We start from the raw sequence: 14,958 nt of genomic DNA on the forward strand, positions 1-14,958 counted from the left end.
CTTCTTGTGACCGAATGTCTACAGCGGGTCCTTGTGACGGATTTCCGAGTCGGGGCCCGGTGAGCAGACCGCCTCGTGCCCGTCCGTGAAGCGCACGCGGTACGGGGGCGTGCCCTCCGTTCCTATTACTTCGGTGATCTCCGCGACCTTGTCGTGCTGTCCGACAACCCTGCCGTGCTGCACGAGCTTGTCGCCCACGTCTGCATGCATCTGAAGGGTCTCCTCGTCATCAGCGGGAGTAACGGTCCTGGGGCTCAGCCCCGCGCTCGCTGGGTGAGCGCGATGCAGATCAGCACGGCCGCGGCCGTCAGCGGCGCGGCCGGTGTGAGCTGCTCGCCGAGGAGCAGTACCGACCACACCAGTGTGAGCAGCGGTTGCGCCAGCTGCAACTGGCTGGCCTTGGGAATTCCGATCGCCGCCATCCCGCGGTACCAGACGACCAGACCCAGGAACTGCGATCCGGCGGCCACCCACAGCAGCCCCGCGACACTGTGCGCCGACAGGTGGACCGGCTCGTACGACAGCGCCACCAGCGCGCCCGGCACCGAGAGCGGCAGACACAGGACCAGCGCCCAGCCGATGACCTGCCACCCCGGCATGGTCCGGGCGAGCCGGCCGCCCTCGGTGTAGCCCGCGGCACAGATCAGCAGCGCCCCGAAGAGATAGGCGTCCGCGCCGCTCAGTGCCCCGCCGCTCTGCTGGACGGTGAACGCGATCACCGCGGCCGCGCCCGCGAGGGCGGCGACCCAGAACATCCGTGAGGGCCGCGCGCCGGTCCGCAGCGCCGACAGCAGCGCGGTCGTCAGCGGCAGCAGCCCGACGACCACGGCCGCGTGGGCGGTGGTCGAGGTCTGCAGCGCGAGCGTCGTCAGCAGGGGGAAGCCGAGCACGACACCGGCGGCCACCACGGCGAGCCCCGCCCAGTGCCGGCGAGCCGGTACGGGCACACGCAGCGCCAGCAGACACCCGCCCGCGATGACGGCGGCGAGGGCGCTGCGCACGGCCACCAGCGACCAGGGCCCGAAGCCCTCCAGGCCCCAGGCGGTGGCGGGGAAGGTGAGGGAGAAGGCGGTGACGCCGAGGGCGGCCTGGAGGGTGCCGGAACGGCGGTTGGCCGAGAACGGCCTCGGATCGGGCGTCCTGGGCGTGCTGACCGCTATCCCGATCTGGTCGATAGCGCTACTCTGCTCTGTCATGCAAGAGCGTAGCAGTGTCGGAGATCTCGCTAGTCAGCTGCGACGGGAGCTGAACCGCTACTCGCCTGGTGGAAAGCTGCCGTCGAGCCGTGCACTCGTCGAGCGGTTCCGGGTGAGCCCGGTGACGGTGTCGCGGGCACTGGCTCAGCTCGCCGCCGAGGGGCTGGTGGTGACCCGGCCGGGCGCCGGCGCGTTCCGCGCGCACCCGCGTACGTCCGCCGCGCCCGCCGGGGACACCTCCTGGCAGGAGGTCACGCTGAGCGCTGACGCCGCGACGGAACTCGTCCCCCGCACGGTGGACGCCTCCGGGGTCCTCGCCTCGCTCGCCGCCCCGCCGCCCGGCGTCGTCGAGTTCAACGGCGGCTATCTGCATCCCTCGCTCCAGCCCGAGCGGGCCATGGGAGCGGCCCTGTCGCGGGCGGGCCGGCGTCCCGGAGCCTGGTCGCGGCCGCCGATGGAGGGGCTGACGGAGCTGCGCGAGTGGTTCGCGCGGGGGATCGGCGGTGCGATCACCGCCGCCGAGGTGCTCGTCACGGCGGGCGGCCAGTCCGCGCTGACCACCGCGCTCAGGGCACTCGCCCCGCCGGGGGCCCCGGTCCTGGTCGAGTCGCCCACCTACCCGGGCATGCTGGCGATCGCCCGCGCGGCGGGCCTCAGGCCAGTACCCGTACCGGTGGACGCGGACGGGGTGAAGCCGGACCTGCTCGCCGACGCCTTCGGGGCGACCGGCGCCCGGGTGTTCGTCTGCCAGCCGCTGTTCCAGAACCCGACCGGCGCCGTGCTCGCCCCCGAGCGGCGCGCCGAGGTGGTGCGGATCGCGCGTGAGGCGGGTGCCTTCGTCGTCGAGGACGACTTCGTACGACGTCTTGTGCACGAGGACGCGGGGCCCCTGCCGCGTCCGCTGGCCGCCGAGGATCCCGACGGGGTCGTCGTGCACGTCTCCTCCCTGACCAAGGCGACCTCGCCGAGCTTCCGGGTCAGTGCGCTGGCCGCGCGGGGTCCGGTCCTCGATCGACTGCGTGCCATCCAGGTCGTGGACACGTTCTTCGTGCCGCGTCCCCTTCAGGAGGCTGCGCTCGAACTGGTCGGCTCGCCCGCCTGGCCCCGTCATCTGCGGGCCGTGTCCGCCGAGCTGAGGAACCGGCGCGACACGATGACGACCGCGCTCCGCCTGACGCTCCCCGAACTCGCGCTGCCGCACATCCCCTCCGGCGGTTACCACCTGTGGCTCCGCCTGCCCGACGGCACCGACGAGTCCGCCCTGGTCTCCGCGGCCCTCCGCGAAGGCGTGGCCGTCGCCCCCGGCCGCCCCTACTTCAGCGCGGAGCCCCCTGCGAGGCACCTCCGCCTGAGTTTCGCGGCGGTCGGAGGGACGGGGGAGATCACGGAGGGGGTACGACGGCTGAGGGCGGCGTGCGACGGGGTGCTGCGGTGACCGGCGCCGACGTGGATGCGTTGACACCCAGGAGTCCACGTGGTCTTCGCCGAGGGCACCGTCACCTTCGACCCCACCGAGCACTCCGGCATCCCCTCCGGCTGGGACGACGCGCAGCCGGCGCGGATCGGGGTCATGCCCCGCGGCCCGCAGGGCGCGGCGAAGATCCGCTGGTTCTCCATCGAGCCGGGCAACATGCTGCACGCAGCCAACGCCTACGAGGACGCCCAGGGCCGCATCGTCCTGGAGGGCCCGACCGTGGAGCGGGAGGGCTTCCGGCTCTCCTGTAACTGGTGGGTCGGCGCCCGCGGCCGCGGCACCGAGCCAACATCCGCTCCTACAACCGCCGATGGGTCATCGACCTGGCCGCCGACAGCGTCGACGAGCAGATCATCGACGACCTCGCCGTCGAAATCCCCACCCTCAACGAGGACTTCCTCCGCGCCGAGCACCGCTACCAGTACGCGGTCTCCTTCCCCGGCCAGGACGGCTACGGCGGCTACGGCATCGTCAAGTACGACCGCACCACCGGCGCCCGCCGCGTCCACCGGGCCGGCGACGCCCGCCTGCCCGGCGAGGCCGTGTTCGTCCCCGCCGCCGGCGCGACCCGCGAGGACGACGGCTGTCTGCTCACCGTCGTCTCCGACCTCGAGCAGGACGCCTCCCAGTTCCTGGTCCTGGACGCCTCAGGCCTCGACCGGATCGCGATCGTCCACCTCCCGCGTCGGGTCACCGGCGGCATCCACGGCTGCTGGATCCCCGACACCGACCTCGACGCCTCCGCCAGCTGACCCCCGCGGGCCCGGGGGCTCCTCCCGGGCCCGGTCCGCCCCACCCGATCCGGCCCGCATCCCCCCATACGTCCGCTTCGGCAAGCACACTCCGCCAAGCCTGCGTATACCTTGCGTAACACCTCTTGACCTGCGGAGTCCCGCGCTCCACGATCTCCGCATGCATCTTCGGGTCACTTTCGTCGCCGCCGCCCGCAGCTCCTCGCTGCTGGCCGAGCGCTTCGAGGACGACCGGCCGCTGGACCAGGCCGGCTGGGACGAAGTGCAGCGCGCCGCCCCCGAACTGGTGCCACTGGCGGCGGCCGAGCTGCGCTACTGCTCACCGACCCCGCGCAGCCGCGCCACCGGCGACGCCCTCGGGTACGCGCCGCTGGCACAACCCGCGCTGCGCGACTGCGACATGGGCCGCTGGCGCGGCTTCACACTGGGTGAGGCGATGGCCCGCGAGCCGTCGGCGGTCGACGCCTGGCTCTCCGATCCGCGCTCCGCCCCGCACGGCGGCGAGTCCCTGACCTCCTTCATCTCCCGCGTCGGCGGCTGGCTCGACACCCGCCCCGCGGACGACGGCAGCCGGATCGTCGCGGTGGCCGAGCCCTCGGTGGTGCGGGCCGCGCTCGTCTACGCGCTCAAGGCCCAGCCGTCGGCGTACTGGAACATCGACGTCCGCCCCTTGTCGACCATCACCCTCACCGGCATCAACGGCCGCTGGAACCTGCGCCTGGACGGTGTGCCGCAGCGCGCCTAGGTCCTGTCGTCACATTCCCGTCGTCCGCCCGGAGGGGGGCTGGGGGCGCCTCCCGGCCGAAGGCTGGGGGAGGGAATGTGACGACAGGGTCTAAGTCAGCCGGGTGTAGTCGGTCGTGAGGACCAGGTCCTTGGCGGGGCCGCCCACCCGCCATACCGTGCGCCAGCGGTTCTCGTCCCGCACCGTGAACTCGCCGCGGTAGAGGTCCGCCGCGCACGGGTGGTCGGCGACGTACCGGCCGGTGCTCAGGTCCAGGTCGTGGAAGGGGCGGCCGTCGGAGAACTGGACGAGGGCCGTCGCCGGGCTCGGCCCCGGCAGGAACCGCAGCGTCCGTTCGGCGGGCCGGGGCGTGCCCTGCCACACGAACGTGCCGGATTCCCGGTGCAGAAGTCCGTACGGAGAACCCGGTTCCTCCAGTGGGCCGAAAACCGTCGTCCCCGTGAACCGCCCCTCCGCACCGCTCGCGAGATCCCGCACCGAGCGCTCCACCCGCCAGCTCCCGCCCAGGTGGGCGAGCACGTCTGTCACTGGCCAGAACTCGCCCATACCGTCCCGCTCTCCGTCCCATGCGATGCTGCGCGACCCATTGACGCGCCCTGACCCCCTCCCTATCTTGCCGTTCGAAGTGCTGATCGTCGTCCGATATCTCGAACAGCTCACCTCTCGAACAACTCAACAGCTCGAACAACTCAACAACTCCACACCACAGAGCCGCGGAGTATCCATGTCACGCACCCGCACCCGTTGGAGACTCGGACTCACGGCCACCGCGCTCCTGGTGGCCTCAGCCGTCGTTCCCGGGCCCGCCCACGCCGCCGCCGACGTCACCGACTACGCGATCACCGTCGACCCGAAGGGCTCGGGCGCGAAGATCGACGACACCATGTACGGCGTCTTCTTCGAGGACATCAACCGCGCCGCGGACGGCGGACTGTACGCGGAACTCGTACAGAACCGGTCGTTCGAGTACGGCACCGCCGACAACAGGTCCTATACGCCGCTCACCTCCTGGGCCACCACCGGCACCGCGACGACCGTGGACGACGACGGGCGCCTCAACGCCCGCAACCGCACCTACCTCGCCCTGGGCGCCGGCTCGTCCGTCACCAACTCCGGTTACAGCACCGGGATCAGGGTCGAGAGCGGCAAGACGTACGACTTCTCGGTCTGGGCCCGCGCCGACGTGAGGACGCCGCTCACCGTGACGCTGCACGACGCCGACGGCGCGCTCGCCGAGGCCCGGCAGGTCACCGCGCGCGGCGGCTGGGCCAAGTACCGGGCCAGGTTCACCGCCGCCCGCGACAGCGCCACCGGGCGCCTGACCGTCGCCGCCGACGCTCCCGTCGCGCTCGACATGATCTCGCTGATCCCCCGGGACACGTACAAGGGCCACGGCCTGCGCAAGGACCTCGCCGAGAAGATCGCCGCCCTGCACCCGGGCTTCGTGCGCTTCCCCGGCGGCTGCCTGGTCAACACCGGCAGCATGCAGGGCTACGACGAGGCCTCGGGCTATCAGCGGCGGCGCTCGTACCAGTGGAAGGACACCATCGGCCCGGTCGAGCAGCGCGCCACCAACTCCAACTTCTGGGGCTACAACCAGAGTTACGGCCTCGGCTACTACGAGTACTTCCAGTTCGCCGAGGACATCGGCGCGATGCCGCTGCCCGTGGTGCCCGCGCTCGTCACCGGCTGCGGCCAGAACAGGGCCACCGACGACGACGCGCTGCTCAAGCGCCACATCCAGGACACCCTCGATCTCATCGAGTTCGCCAACGGGCCGGTGACCAGCGAGTGGGGCAGGAAGCGGGCGGCGATGGGCCACCCGAGGCCCTTCCGCCTCACCCACCTCGAAGTCGGCAACGAGGAGAACCTCCCCGACGAGTTCTTCGCCCGCTTCAAGCAGTTCCGCGCCGCCATCCAGGCCAAGCACCCGGACATCAAGGTGATCTCGAACGCCGGACCCGACGACTCCGGCACCACCTTCGACACCGCCTGGAGGCTCAACAAGGACGCGGGCGTCGACATGGTCGACGAGCACTACTACAACAGCACCCAGTGGTTCCTGCAGAACAACGACCGCTACGACTCCTACGACAGGAACGGTCCCCAGGTCTTCCTCGGCGAGTACGCCTCCGGTGGCAACACCTTCAAGAACGCCCTCGCCGAGGCCGCGTACATGACGGGCCTCGAGCGCAACGCGGACGTCGTCAAGCTCGCCTCGTACGCCCCGCTGCTCGCCAACGAGGACTACGTGCAGTGGCGGCCCGACATGATCTGGTTCAACAACCACGCCTCGTGGGGCTCGGCCGACTACGAGGTGCAGAAGCTGTTCATGAACAACGTCGGCGACCGGGTGGTGCCGTCGACGGCCACCGCCACGCCCTCGCTGAGCGCGCCCATCTCCGGCGCCGTCGGCCTGTCGACCTGGGCGACCACGGCGGCGTACGACGACGTGTCGGTGACCGGCGCCGACGGCACCACGCTGCTCGGCGACGACTTCAGCGGTGACGCCTCCCGGTGGACCCACACGGGCGGCGGGAGCTGGAGCCTCCAGGACGGGCAGTACGTGCAGACCGACGTGGGCGCCGAGAACACCATGGTGTCGGCGGGCGACCCGGCCTGGCACGACTACGACCTGCGGGTGAAGGCCACCAAGAAGTCCGGCAAGGAGGGCTTCCTCGTCGCCTTCGGCGTCAAGGACACCGGCAACTACTACTGGTGGAACCTCGGTGGCTGGAGCAACACCACGACCGCGGTCGAACAGGCCGTGGACGGCGGCAAGTCGACCCTGGTCTCCAAGCCCGGCACGATCGAGACGGGCAGGGCGTACGACGTCGACATCAAGGTCCGCGGCCGGCAGGTGACTCTCTACCTGGACGGTCAGGAGTGGGGGAGCTTCAAGGACGACAAGCCCGCGGAGCCGTTCCGTCAGGTCGTGACGCGGGACACGAGGACCGGCGACCTGATCGTCAAGGTCGTCAACGCGCAGGCGGCGGACGCCCGTACCGCGATCGACCTGGGCGGGGCGAAGGCGGGCCGCAAGGCCGCCGTCACCACCCTCCAGGCCGCGCCGGAGGCGGTGAACTCGCAGACGGTGACCGCGGTCGCCCCCGTGAAGTCCACCTTCGACGGCGTCGACGACAAGTTCACCTACACCTTCCCGGCGAACTCCGTGACCTTCCTGCGGATCAGACGGTTGTAGCCGGAGGCGTGGGCTGCTGTCCGGCGGGCAGCAGCCCACGCTCGGCGAAGACCTTCTTCGCGACCAGGCTCGCGTTCATCGCCTTCGGTATGCCGCAGTAGACGGCCGAGTGCAGCAGCGACTCCACGATCTCGTCCGGAGAAAGACCCACGTTCAGCGCCGCGTTGACGTGCACCTCCAACTGGGTCTCACAGCCGCCGAGCGCGGTGAGCATGCCGAGCGTCACCAACTGGCGGTCACGCGGGGCGAGTCCGGGCCGGTCGTAGATGTCGCCGAAGGCCCAGGAGACGATCTGGTGGCCGAGTTCGGGATTGATGTCGCCGAGCGAGTCGACGACGCGCTGTCCGGCCTCGCCGTCGACGCGCTTGAGGACCTCCAGGCCGTGCTCGAAGCGCTCTTCGCGAGTGGTGGCGGTGTTCGTGAGCGTCATGGGAGTTCGTCCGATCCCGGCTGGTCGAGCAGCCGTTCGTAGTGGTCGATCTTGTCGTCGAGGGAAGCCGCGTTGCGGCGCAGTGCCCGGATGCGGTCCGCGAGGTCGGCGCGGTGCTCCCGGAGCATCGCGAGCCGGTCGGGAACCGTGGCGTCGCCGCGCGCCCGCAGCTCGGCGAACCGCTGCATGTCCGCGATCGACATGCCCGTCTCGCGCAGCCGGATGAGGAACTCCAGCCAGGCCAGGTCGGCCGCCTCGTAGCGCCGCTGGTTTCCGGTGGTCCGGCCGACCCGTTGGATCAGGCCGGCCTTCTCGTAGTACCGCAGCGTGTCGTGCGAGAGCCCGGTGTGCTCGACGACCTGGGCGATCGTGAGCGTCGGCTCCTGCGGGAGGGGCTGTTCGCTGGTCATGGAGAAACCGTAGAACCTGGAGTGTGCTCCAGGTCAAGCTTCGTCTGTCGGATGATCCCGGAGAGGGGCCGACGGCGTTTCGGCCCGGCTCGGGAGCGGCGCCCGGCTCGGGAGTGGCGTCAGGCTCGGGAGCGGCGCCCGGGTCAGGAGCGGCGGCGGGGCTTGCCCCGCTTGGCGCCGCCCTTGGCGCCTCCGGAACCGCCGCCACGGGGGTTCCTGCCGGTCGTCGACTTGCCGGACGACTTGCCCGCGGCGGCCTTGCGCCGTGCGCCGCCGCCCGTCTCGGGGCGCTTGGCTTTCGAAGGGGCCACGGGCGCAGCCGGGGCCTGGGCGCGCCCCCGTGAGCTGTTGACGGTCCGGCCGCGGACGATCCCGATGAAGTCCTCTACCAGGTCGGTGGTCGCGTCCTGTGGCCAGGACAGCGCGACGCGTGACTCCGGGGCATCGGTGACCGGCCGGTAGGTGAGGTCCTTGCGGTGGTGCAGGCGGGCGAGGGACTGGGGGACGACGAGGAGCCCGATGCCCGCCGCCACGAGTTCGACGGCGTCCGCCGTGGTGGCGGGGCGCTCGAACGCGGGCTGCCCCGGCGGACGCTCCCAGTCGAGGGTGTCGTCGAGCGGGTGCAGCACGATCTCGTCGGCGAGATCCTCGGAAGTCACCTCGTCGACCGCCGCCACGATGTGGTCCTTGGGGACCACGACCACCGTCGTCTCGTTGTAGAGGGGGATCGCGCTGAGGTCCTCCCGGTCGACCGGGAGCCGGACGAATCCGGCGTCGGCGCCGCGGTCCCGCAGCACGTCGAACGCCTCGTCGGTGGAGACCGCGACGAGGGTGAGGGGGATGTCGGGCAGCCGCTCGTTCCAGATCCGCACCCACTTCGTGGGCGTGACTCCCGGGACATAGGCGAGCCGGAACGAAGGGGGTACTTCCGAGCCTGTCACCTCGCCAGGCTATCGGTCGTGGTCGGAGGTCGCGCACACGCTCGATACCCTTGACGCATGACGTCGCACCAGACCACCCAGACCATGAAGCCCGCCACCGCGGCGAAGAAGCTGGGTGTGTACCTCGAGGCCACCCCCGCCGAGTTCCAGGAGGGCGTCGTCTCGCGCGCCGAGCTGAACGCCCTGCAGGCCGATCCGCCCGCGTGGCTCCAGGAGCTGCGGCGCAACGGCCCGCACCCGCGGCCCGTGGTCGCCGCGCGGCTGGGCATCTCCATCGCCGGGCTCGCCCGCGGCGGGGTCACCGAGGCCCTCACCACGGAGCAGATCGACGCCCTGAAGCAGGAGGACCCGGGATGGCTGCGCCGGGAGCGCGCCACCCAGGCCGAGGTCCGCAAGGAAGAGGTCCGCATCAAGGAGAAGCGCGCGGAGCAACACACCGAGCGGAACACCGAGCGCGCCGCCCAGCCCCGCACCTCCCGTCCCTGACCCCGCCCACGCGCGTCCGTCGCCGGCGCCATGCGGTCGCGGTGACCGCGCCGACCGCCGCCGTCCGCGTCACGGAACGCCCGCGCCGGCGGTGGCTGCTCTCCATCCGTTGAAAGGCCCCTCGCGGCCCGACCCGCCCGGGGTCGTGGCGCATGAGCAGGCAGGACTCACGCGTCGGGGCGTCGTCAAGGCTCCGCGTCAGGACGGGGCGAGGACGCAGAACTCGTGGCCCTCCGGGTCGGTCAGGCACGTCCATGGGACGTCGCCCTGGCCGAGGTCGAGGTCGGTGGCGCCGAGGGTCCGCAGCCGGGCCACCTCCGCTGCTGTGTCGTCACCGGGGTAGGGCAGCAGGTCGAGATGGACGCGGTCCGGCACGGTCTTCACGCCGGGCGTGCGGAGGAGCTCGAGACAGGGGCCGACACCCTTGGCGGAGCGCGACGTCGCCTGATCGTCGGTCACCTCGTGCAGGGTCCAGTCCGTCGCCTCACCCCAGAACCGGGCCATGGCCCGCGGATCCGCGCAGTCGACCACCACCGCGGCGATCGGGCCGGTGTCCCGGTAGATCTCCCGGGGCTCCAGCACGCAGAACTCGTTGCCCTCGGGGTCGGCGAGGACCGTCCAGGGCACTTCGCCCTGGCCCGCGTCGGCGGGTGTCGCACCGAGAGCCCGGAGGCGCGCGACCAACTCCGCCTGATGGGCCGCGGAGGTGGTGGCGAGATCGAGGTGCACACGGTTCTTTGTCGTTGTCTTGGGTTCGGGGACGGTGACGACGTCGATGCAGACGGCGACCGGGTCCGGCCAGACGAAGCCGCCGCCGGGTTCCACGTTGGTCACGCCGGGGCCCTCGCTGGAAACACCCCAGCCGAGCGCCTCCGCCCAGAACCGGCCGACCGCCAAGCCATCAAGAGCCTTTATGTTCACCTGAACAGGTCGAAGGGCCATGCCGGTGATCCTATACGGGTGGATTGCATAAACGTGCAGCGAAACGTATAGTCATGCCATCCAAGAGGAGGGTTCCATGGTGGTACGCGCAGCAGTGGCGGGAGCGAGTGGGTACGCGGGCGGCGAAGTCCTGCGTCTGCTCCTGGCGCACCCCGAGGTCGAGATCGGTGCCCTGACCGGCAACTCCAACGCGGGCCAGCGCCTGGGCGCACTGCAGCCGCACCTGCTGCCGCTGGCCGACCGCGTCCTCCAGGAGACCACCCCGGACGTCCTCGCCGGCCACGACGTCGTCTTCCTCGCGCTGCCCCATGGACAGTCCGCCGCCGTCGCGGAGCAGCTCGGCCCGGACGTCCTCGTCGTCGACATGGGCGCCGACTTCCGGCTCAAGGACCCGGCGGACTGGGAGAAGTTCTACGGCTCCGCGCACGCCGGCACCTGGCCGTACGGCCTTCCCGAACTGCCGGGCGCCCGCGCCGCGCTGGAGGGATCCAAGCGCATCGCGGTGCCCGGTTGCTACCCGACGGCCGTCTCCCTCGCCCTCTTCCCGGCGTACGCGGCCGCACTCGCCGAGCCCGAGGCCGTGATCGTCGCCGCGTCCGGGACCTCCGGGGCGGGCAAGGCCGCCAAGCCCCATCTGCTCGGCAGCGAGGTCATGGGCTCCATGTCCCCGTACGGAGTCGGCGGCGTCCACCGGCACACCCCCGAGATGATCCAGAACCTCGGTGCGGCGGCGGGGGAGGCGGTCACCGTCTCCTTCACGCCCACCCTCGCGCCGATGCCCCGGGGCATCCTCGCCACGTGCAGCGCGAAGGCGCGCGAAGGGGTCACCGGTGAGTCCCTGCGCGCCGCGTACGAGAAGGCGTTCGCCGACGAACCCTTCGTCCACCTGCTGCCCGAGGGGCAGTGGCCCGCCACCGCGTCCGTCTACGGTTCCAACGCCGTTCAGGTCCAGGTCGCGTACGACGAAGCGACGCACCGCATCATCGCGATCAGCGCCATCGACAACCTGACCAAGGGCACGGCCGGCGGGGCCGTGCAGAGCATGAACATCGCCCTCGGGCTTCCCGAGGAAACGGGTCTTTCCACGATCGGAGTCGCACCGTGAGCGTCACCGCTGCCAAGGGCTTCACCGCCTCCGGCATCGCAGCAGGCATCAAGGAGAACGGCAACCCCGACCTGGCCCTCGTGGTCAACAACGGGCCCCGCCTCGCCGCCGCGGGCGTCTTCACCTCCAACCGCGTGAAGGCCGCGCCGGTCCTCTGGTCCGAGCAGGTCCTCAAGGGCGGTCAGGTCTCCGCCGTGATCCTCAACTCCGGCGGCGCCAACGCCTGTACGGGCCCCAAGGGCTTCCAGGACACGCACGCGACCGCCGAGAAGGTCGCCGAGGTCCTCGACGTCAACGCCGGCGACGTCGCCGTGGCGTCGACCGGGCTCATCGGCGTACTCCTGCCGATGGACAAGCTGCTGCCCGGGGTCGAGTCGGCCGCCGCCCAGCTCTCCGCGCACGGCGGCGAGAAGGCCGCCATCGCCATCAAGACCACCGACACCGTGCACAAGACCTCGGTGCGCACGGGCGACGGCTGGACCGTCGGAGGCATGGCCAAGGGCGCGGGCATGCTCGCCCCCGGCCTCGCCACCATGCTCGTCGTGCTGACGACGGACGCGGACCTCGACTCCGAGACCCTCGACAGGGCGCTGCGCGCCGCCACCCGCACCACCTTCGACCGCGTCGACTCCGACGGCTGCATGTCGACCAACGACACCGTCCTGCTGCTCGCCTCCGGCGCCTGCGAGGTCACCCCGGAGTACGCGGAGTTCGCCGAGGCCGTACGCGCGGTCTGCGACGATCTCGGGCAGCAGCTCATCCGGGACGCCGAGGGCGCCAGCAAGGACATCAAGATCGAGGTCGTGAACGCCGCGAGCGAGGACGACGCCGTCGAGGTGGGCCGCTCCATCGCCCGCAACAACCTCCTCAAGTGCGCGATCCACGGCGAGGACCCCAACTGGGGACGCGTGCTGTCCGCGATCGGCACGACCGGCGCCGCCTTCGAGCCCGACCAGCTCAACGTCGCCATCAACGGCGTCTGGGTCTGCAAGAACGGTGGCGTCGGCGAGGACCGAGAGCTCGTCGACATGCGCTACCGCGAGGTCCACATCGTCGCCGACCTCGCCGCGGGCTCCCAGACCGCCACGATCTGGACCAACGACCTCACCGCGGACTACGTCCACGAGAACAGCGCCTACTCGTCATGAGCAATGTGACGCGGAAACACACCGCACTGCCCAAGGCCCGGATCCTCATCGAGGCACTCCCGTGGCTGACCCGCCACAACGGCAAGACGGTCGTCATCAAGTTCGGCGGAAACGCCATGGTGGACGAGGAGCTGAAGGCCGCCTTCGCCCAGGACGTGGTGTTCCTGCGACAGGCCGGCCTCAAGCCCGTCGTCGTGCACGGCGGCGGTCCGCAGATCAGCGCCGCCCTCGACCGGCACGGCATCGTCAGTGAGTTCAAGGCGGGCCTGCGCGTCACCACCGAGGACGCCATGGACGTCGTACGCATGGTCCTGGCCGGTCAGGTGCAGCGCGAGCTGGTCGGACTGCTCAACCAGCACGGGCCGCTCGCCGTCGGCATGACCGGCGAGGACGCGCAGACCATCACCGCAACCAAGCACCAGCCCGAGATCGACGGGGAGTTGGTCGACATCGGGCGGGTGGGCGAGATCACCGCGATCGACACGGGCGCGATCGAGGCACTGCTCGCCGACGGCCGGATCCCGGTCGTCTCCTCGATCGCCCGGAGCCAGGACGACGGACATGTCTACAACGTCAATGCTGATACGGCGGCTGCGGCTCTCGCTGCGGCACTGGGCGCCGAAACCCTCATGGTCCTCACGGACGTCGAGGGACTCTACGAGGACTGGCCCGACAGCGACGAGGTGATCAGCCGCCTGACCGCCTCCGAACTGGAGAAGCTGCTGCCCGAGCTGGCCAGCGGCATGGTGCCGAAGATGGAGGGCTGTCTGCACGCCGTACGCAACGGTGTCACCACCGCCCGCGTCATCGACGGCCGGGTCCAGCACTCGATCCTGCTGGAGATCTTCACCGACGAGGGGATCGGCACGATGGTCGTGCCGGACGCACAGCCCGATGAACAGGGGGACGCCGAATGACCGGGACCAACGCGGAGCTCACCCAGCGGTGGCAGGGCGCGCTCATGGACAACTACGGCACCCCGCGGCTGCCGCTCGTCCGCGGCGAGGGCACCCGGCTGTGGGACGCCGACGGCAAGGAGTACCTCGACTTCGTCGGCGGTATCGCGGTCAACGCGCTCGGCCACGCCCACCCGGCGATCGTCGAGGCCGTGAGCGGGCAGATCGCCTCCCTCGGCCATGTCTCCAACCTCTTCGTCGCCGAGCCGCCCGTCGCGCTCGCCGAACGGCTGCTCCAGCTCTTCGGCCGCGAGGGCCGGGTCTACTTCTGCAACTCGGGCGCCGAGGCCAACGAGGGCGCCTTCAAGATCGGCCGGCTCACCGGCCGGGGCCACATGGTGGCGACCCACGGCGGCTTCCACGGCCGCACGATGGGCGCCCTCGCACTCACCGGCCAGCCCGGCAAGCAGGAGCCGTTCCTGCCGCTGCCCGGTGACGTCACGCACGTGCCCTACGGTGACGCGCAGGCGCTGGCCGCGGCGGTCACCGAGGACACCGCCCTCGTGATCATCGAGCCGATCCAGGGCGAGAACGGCGTGGTCGTACCCCCGCCCGGCTACCTCAAGGCCGCCCGCGCGATCACCGCCGCCACCGGCAGCCTCCTCGTCCTCGACGAGGTGCAGACCGGCATCGGCCGCACCGGGCCCTGGTTCGCCTACCAGGACCACGAAGGTGTCCTGCCGGACGTCGTCACCCTGGCGAAGGGCCTCGGCGGCGGACTGCCGCTCGGCGCGACCGTCGCCTTCGGCCGGGCCGCCGAGCTGCTGAAGCCCGGCCACCACGGTTCGACCTTCGGCGGCAACCCGGTCGTCTGCGCCGCCGCACTCGCCGTCCTCGACACGATCGCGTCCGAGGGGCTCCTCGAGAACGTGAAGGCCGCGAGCGAGAAACTGCGGGGCGGAATCGAGTCACTCGGCAACCCGTTGATCGACCATGTCCGGGGTGCGGGCCTGCTCCTGGGTATCGTGCTCACCGAGCCGCTCGCGCCCCAGGTGCAGCAGGCGGCTCAGGACGCCGGTCTCCTGGTCAACGCGCCCGCCCCCGATGTCGTACGGCTGATGCCCCCGCTGAACCTGGGCGACGACGAGGTGGACACGTTCCTCCAGGCCTTTCCCGGTGTCCTCGACGCTGTAGCCAACGGGGACGGACGAGCCAAAGAATGAGACGACGA

Annotated in this window: 16 protein-coding genes and 1 pseudogene; 10 read left to right on the top strand and 7 right to left on the bottom strand. The window is 71.1% G+C overall.

The features are described from left to right. Positions 1-18 precede the first annotated feature (18 nt). Positions 19-210: a DUF1918 domain-containing protein gene (locus tag ACIQTP_RS08870; protein WP_067365648.1), complete on the bottom strand. Its 192-nt coding sequence runs from the start codon at positions 208-210 to the stop codon at positions 19-21. A gap of 44 nt (positions 211-254) precedes the next feature. Then, positions 255-1,196, bottom strand: a complete 942-nt coding sequence (locus ACIQTP_RS08875; RefSeq protein ID WP_403397720.1) for a DMT family transporter — start codon at positions 1,194-1,196, stop codon at positions 255-257. Between ACIQTP_RS08875 and ACIQTP_RS08880 the strand changes: the two genes are divergently transcribed. From ACIQTP_RS08880 to ACIQTP_RS08895, 4 genes and pseudogenes are all read left to right on the top strand, one after another. Continuing rightward, positions 1,195-2,631, top strand: a complete 1,437-nt coding sequence (locus ACIQTP_RS08880) for a PLP-dependent aminotransferase family protein (RefSeq protein WP_403397722.1) — start codon at positions 1,195-1,197, stop codon at positions 2,629-2,631. The two genes, ACIQTP_RS08875 and ACIQTP_RS08880, sit on opposite strands and share 2 nt — an antisense overlap. A 39-nt stretch (positions 2,632-2,670) precedes the next feature. Further along, positions 2,671-2,841: pseudogene (locus ACIQTP_RS08885) on the top strand (dioxygenase); the annotation flags it as partial. An 83-nt stretch (positions 2,842-2,924) separates the two neighbouring features. Then, entirely contained in the window at positions 2,925-3,422 is a 498-nt protein-coding gene (locus tag ACIQTP_RS08890) for a carotenoid oxygenase family protein (RefSeq protein ID WP_403397724.1), read from the top strand. A 160-nt stretch (positions 3,423-3,582) separates the two neighbouring features. Continuing rightward, positions 3,583-4,167 carry a histidine phosphatase family protein gene (locus ACIQTP_RS08895; protein WP_403398145.1) on the top strand — a complete coding sequence of 195 codons (585 nt, stop codon included), beginning with the start codon at positions 3,583-3,585 and terminating at the stop codon, positions 4,165-4,167. Between the two features lie 90 nt (positions 4,168-4,257). Here ACIQTP_RS08895 and ACIQTP_RS08900 read toward each other — a convergent pair whose 3' ends face one another. Further along, the gene (locus ACIQTP_RS08900) at positions 4,258-4,713 is read right to left on the bottom strand and encodes a DUF6314 family protein (RefSeq protein WP_403397725.1); all 456 of its coding nucleotides are present in this window, start codon (positions 4,711-4,713) and stop codon (positions 4,258-4,260) included. A gap of 178 nt (positions 4,714-4,891) precedes the next feature. On the opposite strand from ACIQTP_RS08900, the gene ACIQTP_RS08905 reads away from it, so the two are divergent. Beyond that, positions 4,892-7,369 carry an alpha-L-arabinofuranosidase C-terminal domain-containing protein gene (locus ACIQTP_RS08905; RefSeq protein WP_403397728.1) on the top strand — a complete coding sequence of 826 codons (2,478 nt, stop codon included), beginning with the start codon at positions 4,892-4,894 and terminating at the stop codon, positions 7,367-7,369. Here ACIQTP_RS08905 and ACIQTP_RS08910 read toward each other — a convergent pair. The 3 genes from ACIQTP_RS08910 to ACIQTP_RS08920 form a co-directional block, all read right to left on the bottom strand. Next, positions 7,356-7,799: a carboxymuconolactone decarboxylase family protein gene (locus ACIQTP_RS08910; protein WP_403397730.1), complete on the bottom strand. Its 444-nt coding sequence runs from the start codon at positions 7,797-7,799 to the stop codon at positions 7,356-7,358. The two genes, ACIQTP_RS08905 and ACIQTP_RS08910, sit on opposite strands and share 14 nt — an antisense overlap. Then, a complete protein-coding gene (locus tag ACIQTP_RS08915; protein ID WP_403397732.1) occupies positions 7,796-8,209 on the bottom strand; it encodes a MerR family transcriptional regulator in 414 nt (137 codons plus the stop codon). Before ACIQTP_RS08915 ends, ACIQTP_RS08910 begins: the two co-directional genes overlap by 4 nt. A 143-nt stretch (positions 8,210-8,352) precedes the next feature. After that, positions 8,353-9,150, bottom strand: a complete 798-nt coding sequence (locus ACIQTP_RS08920; RefSeq protein WP_403397733.1) for a LysR family substrate-binding domain-containing protein — start codon at positions 9,148-9,150, stop codon at positions 8,353-8,355. A gap of 57 nt (positions 9,151-9,207) precedes the next feature. Between ACIQTP_RS08920 and ACIQTP_RS08925 the strand changes: the two genes are divergently transcribed. Further along, the gene (locus ACIQTP_RS08925; protein ID WP_403397735.1) at positions 9,208-9,636 is read left to right on the top strand and encodes a DUF5997 family protein; all 429 of its coding nucleotides are present in this window, start codon (positions 9,208-9,210) and stop codon (positions 9,634-9,636) included. Between the two features lie 198 nt (positions 9,637-9,834). Here ACIQTP_RS08925 and ACIQTP_RS08930 read toward each other — a convergent pair whose 3' ends face one another. Further along, positions 9,835-10,578, bottom strand: a complete 744-nt coding sequence (locus ACIQTP_RS08930; RefSeq protein ID WP_403397737.1) for a VOC family protein — start codon at positions 10,576-10,578, stop codon at positions 9,835-9,837. A gap of 76 nt (positions 10,579-10,654) precedes the next feature. Between ACIQTP_RS08930 and argC the strand changes: the two genes are divergently transcribed. Genes argC through ACIQTP_RS08950 form a run of 4 tightly spaced genes read left to right on the top strand, consistent with a single transcriptional unit; the run spans position 10,655 to position 14,950 of the window. Further along, entirely contained in the window at positions 10,655-11,683 is a 1,029-nt protein-coding gene (gene argC / locus ACIQTP_RS08935; protein WP_403397739.1) for an N-acetyl-gamma-glutamyl-phosphate reductase, read from the top strand. Then, complete coding sequence (gene argJ / locus ACIQTP_RS08940) at positions 11,680-12,831, top strand: bifunctional glutamate N-acetyltransferase/amino-acid acetyltransferase ArgJ (protein WP_403397742.1); 1,152 nt, start codon at positions 11,680-11,682, stop codon at positions 12,829-12,831. Before argC ends, argJ begins: the two co-directional genes overlap by 4 nt. Beyond that, entirely contained in the window at positions 12,828-13,748 is a 921-nt protein-coding gene (argB, locus tag ACIQTP_RS08945; RefSeq protein ID WP_402051880.1) for an acetylglutamate kinase, read from the top strand. Before argJ ends, argB begins: the two co-directional genes overlap by 4 nt. After that, positions 13,745-14,950, top strand: a complete 1,206-nt coding sequence (locus ACIQTP_RS08950; protein ID WP_403397744.1) for an acetylornithine transaminase — start codon at positions 13,745-13,747, stop codon at positions 14,948-14,950. The genes argB and ACIQTP_RS08950 overlap by 4 nt, the downstream gene beginning before the upstream one ends. Positions 14,951-14,958: the final 8 nt, after the last annotated feature.

Origin of the sequence: Streptomyces sp. NPDC090798 (genome assembly GCF_044768965.1) — a bacterium.
GTDB lineage: Bacteria > Actinomycetota > Actinomycetes > Streptomycetales > Streptomycetaceae > Streptomyces.

Excerpts from the sequence above, each read along its gene's own strand:
- ACIQTP_RS08895 (WP_403398145.1), top strand. The coding sequence starts at position 3,583 with ATGCATCTTCGGGTCACTTTCGTCGCCGCCGCCCGCAGCTCCTCGCTG.
- ACIQTP_RS08875 (WP_403397720.1), bottom strand. The coding sequence starts at position 1,196 with ATGACAGAGCAGAGTAGCGCTATCGACCAGATCGGGATAGCGGTCAGC.
- argB (WP_402051880.1), top strand. The coding sequence starts at position 12,828 with ATGAGCAATGTGACGCGGAAACACACCGCACTGCCCAAGGCCCGGATC.
- ACIQTP_RS08870 (WP_067365648.1), bottom strand. The coding sequence starts at position 210 with ATGCATGCAGACGTGGGCGACAAGCTCGTGCAGCACGGCAGGGTTGTC.
- ACIQTP_RS08950 (WP_403397744.1), top strand. The coding sequence starts at position 13,745 with ATGACCGGGACCAACGCGGAGCTCACCCAGCGGTGGCAGGGCGCGCTC.
- ACIQTP_RS08930 (WP_403397737.1), bottom strand. The coding sequence starts at position 10,578 with ATGGCCCTTCGACCTGTTCAGGTGAACATAAAGGCTCTTGATGGCTTG.
- argC (WP_403397739.1), top strand. The coding sequence starts at position 10,655 with ATGGTGGTACGCGCAGCAGTGGCGGGAGCGAGTGGGTACGCGGGCGGC.
- ACIQTP_RS08915 (WP_403397732.1), bottom strand. The coding sequence starts at position 8,209 with ATGACCAGCGAACAGCCCCTCCCGCAGGAGCCGACGCTCACGATCGCC.
- ACIQTP_RS08910 (WP_403397730.1), bottom strand. The coding sequence starts at position 7,799 with ATGACGCTCACGAACACCGCCACCACTCGCGAAGAGCGCTTCGAGCAC.
- ACIQTP_RS08900 (WP_403397725.1), bottom strand. The coding sequence starts at position 4,713 with ATGGGCGAGTTCTGGCCAGTGACAGACGTGCTCGCCCACCTGGGCGGG.
- ACIQTP_RS08905 (WP_403397728.1), top strand. The coding sequence starts at position 4,892 with ATGTCACGCACCCGCACCCGTTGGAGACTCGGACTCACGGCCACCGCG.
- ACIQTP_RS08925 (WP_403397735.1), top strand. The coding sequence starts at position 9,208 with ATGACGTCGCACCAGACCACCCAGACCATGAAGCCCGCCACCGCGGCG.
- ACIQTP_RS08880 (WP_403397722.1), top strand. The coding sequence starts at position 1,195 with ATGCAAGAGCGTAGCAGTGTCGGAGATCTCGCTAGTCAGCTGCGACGG.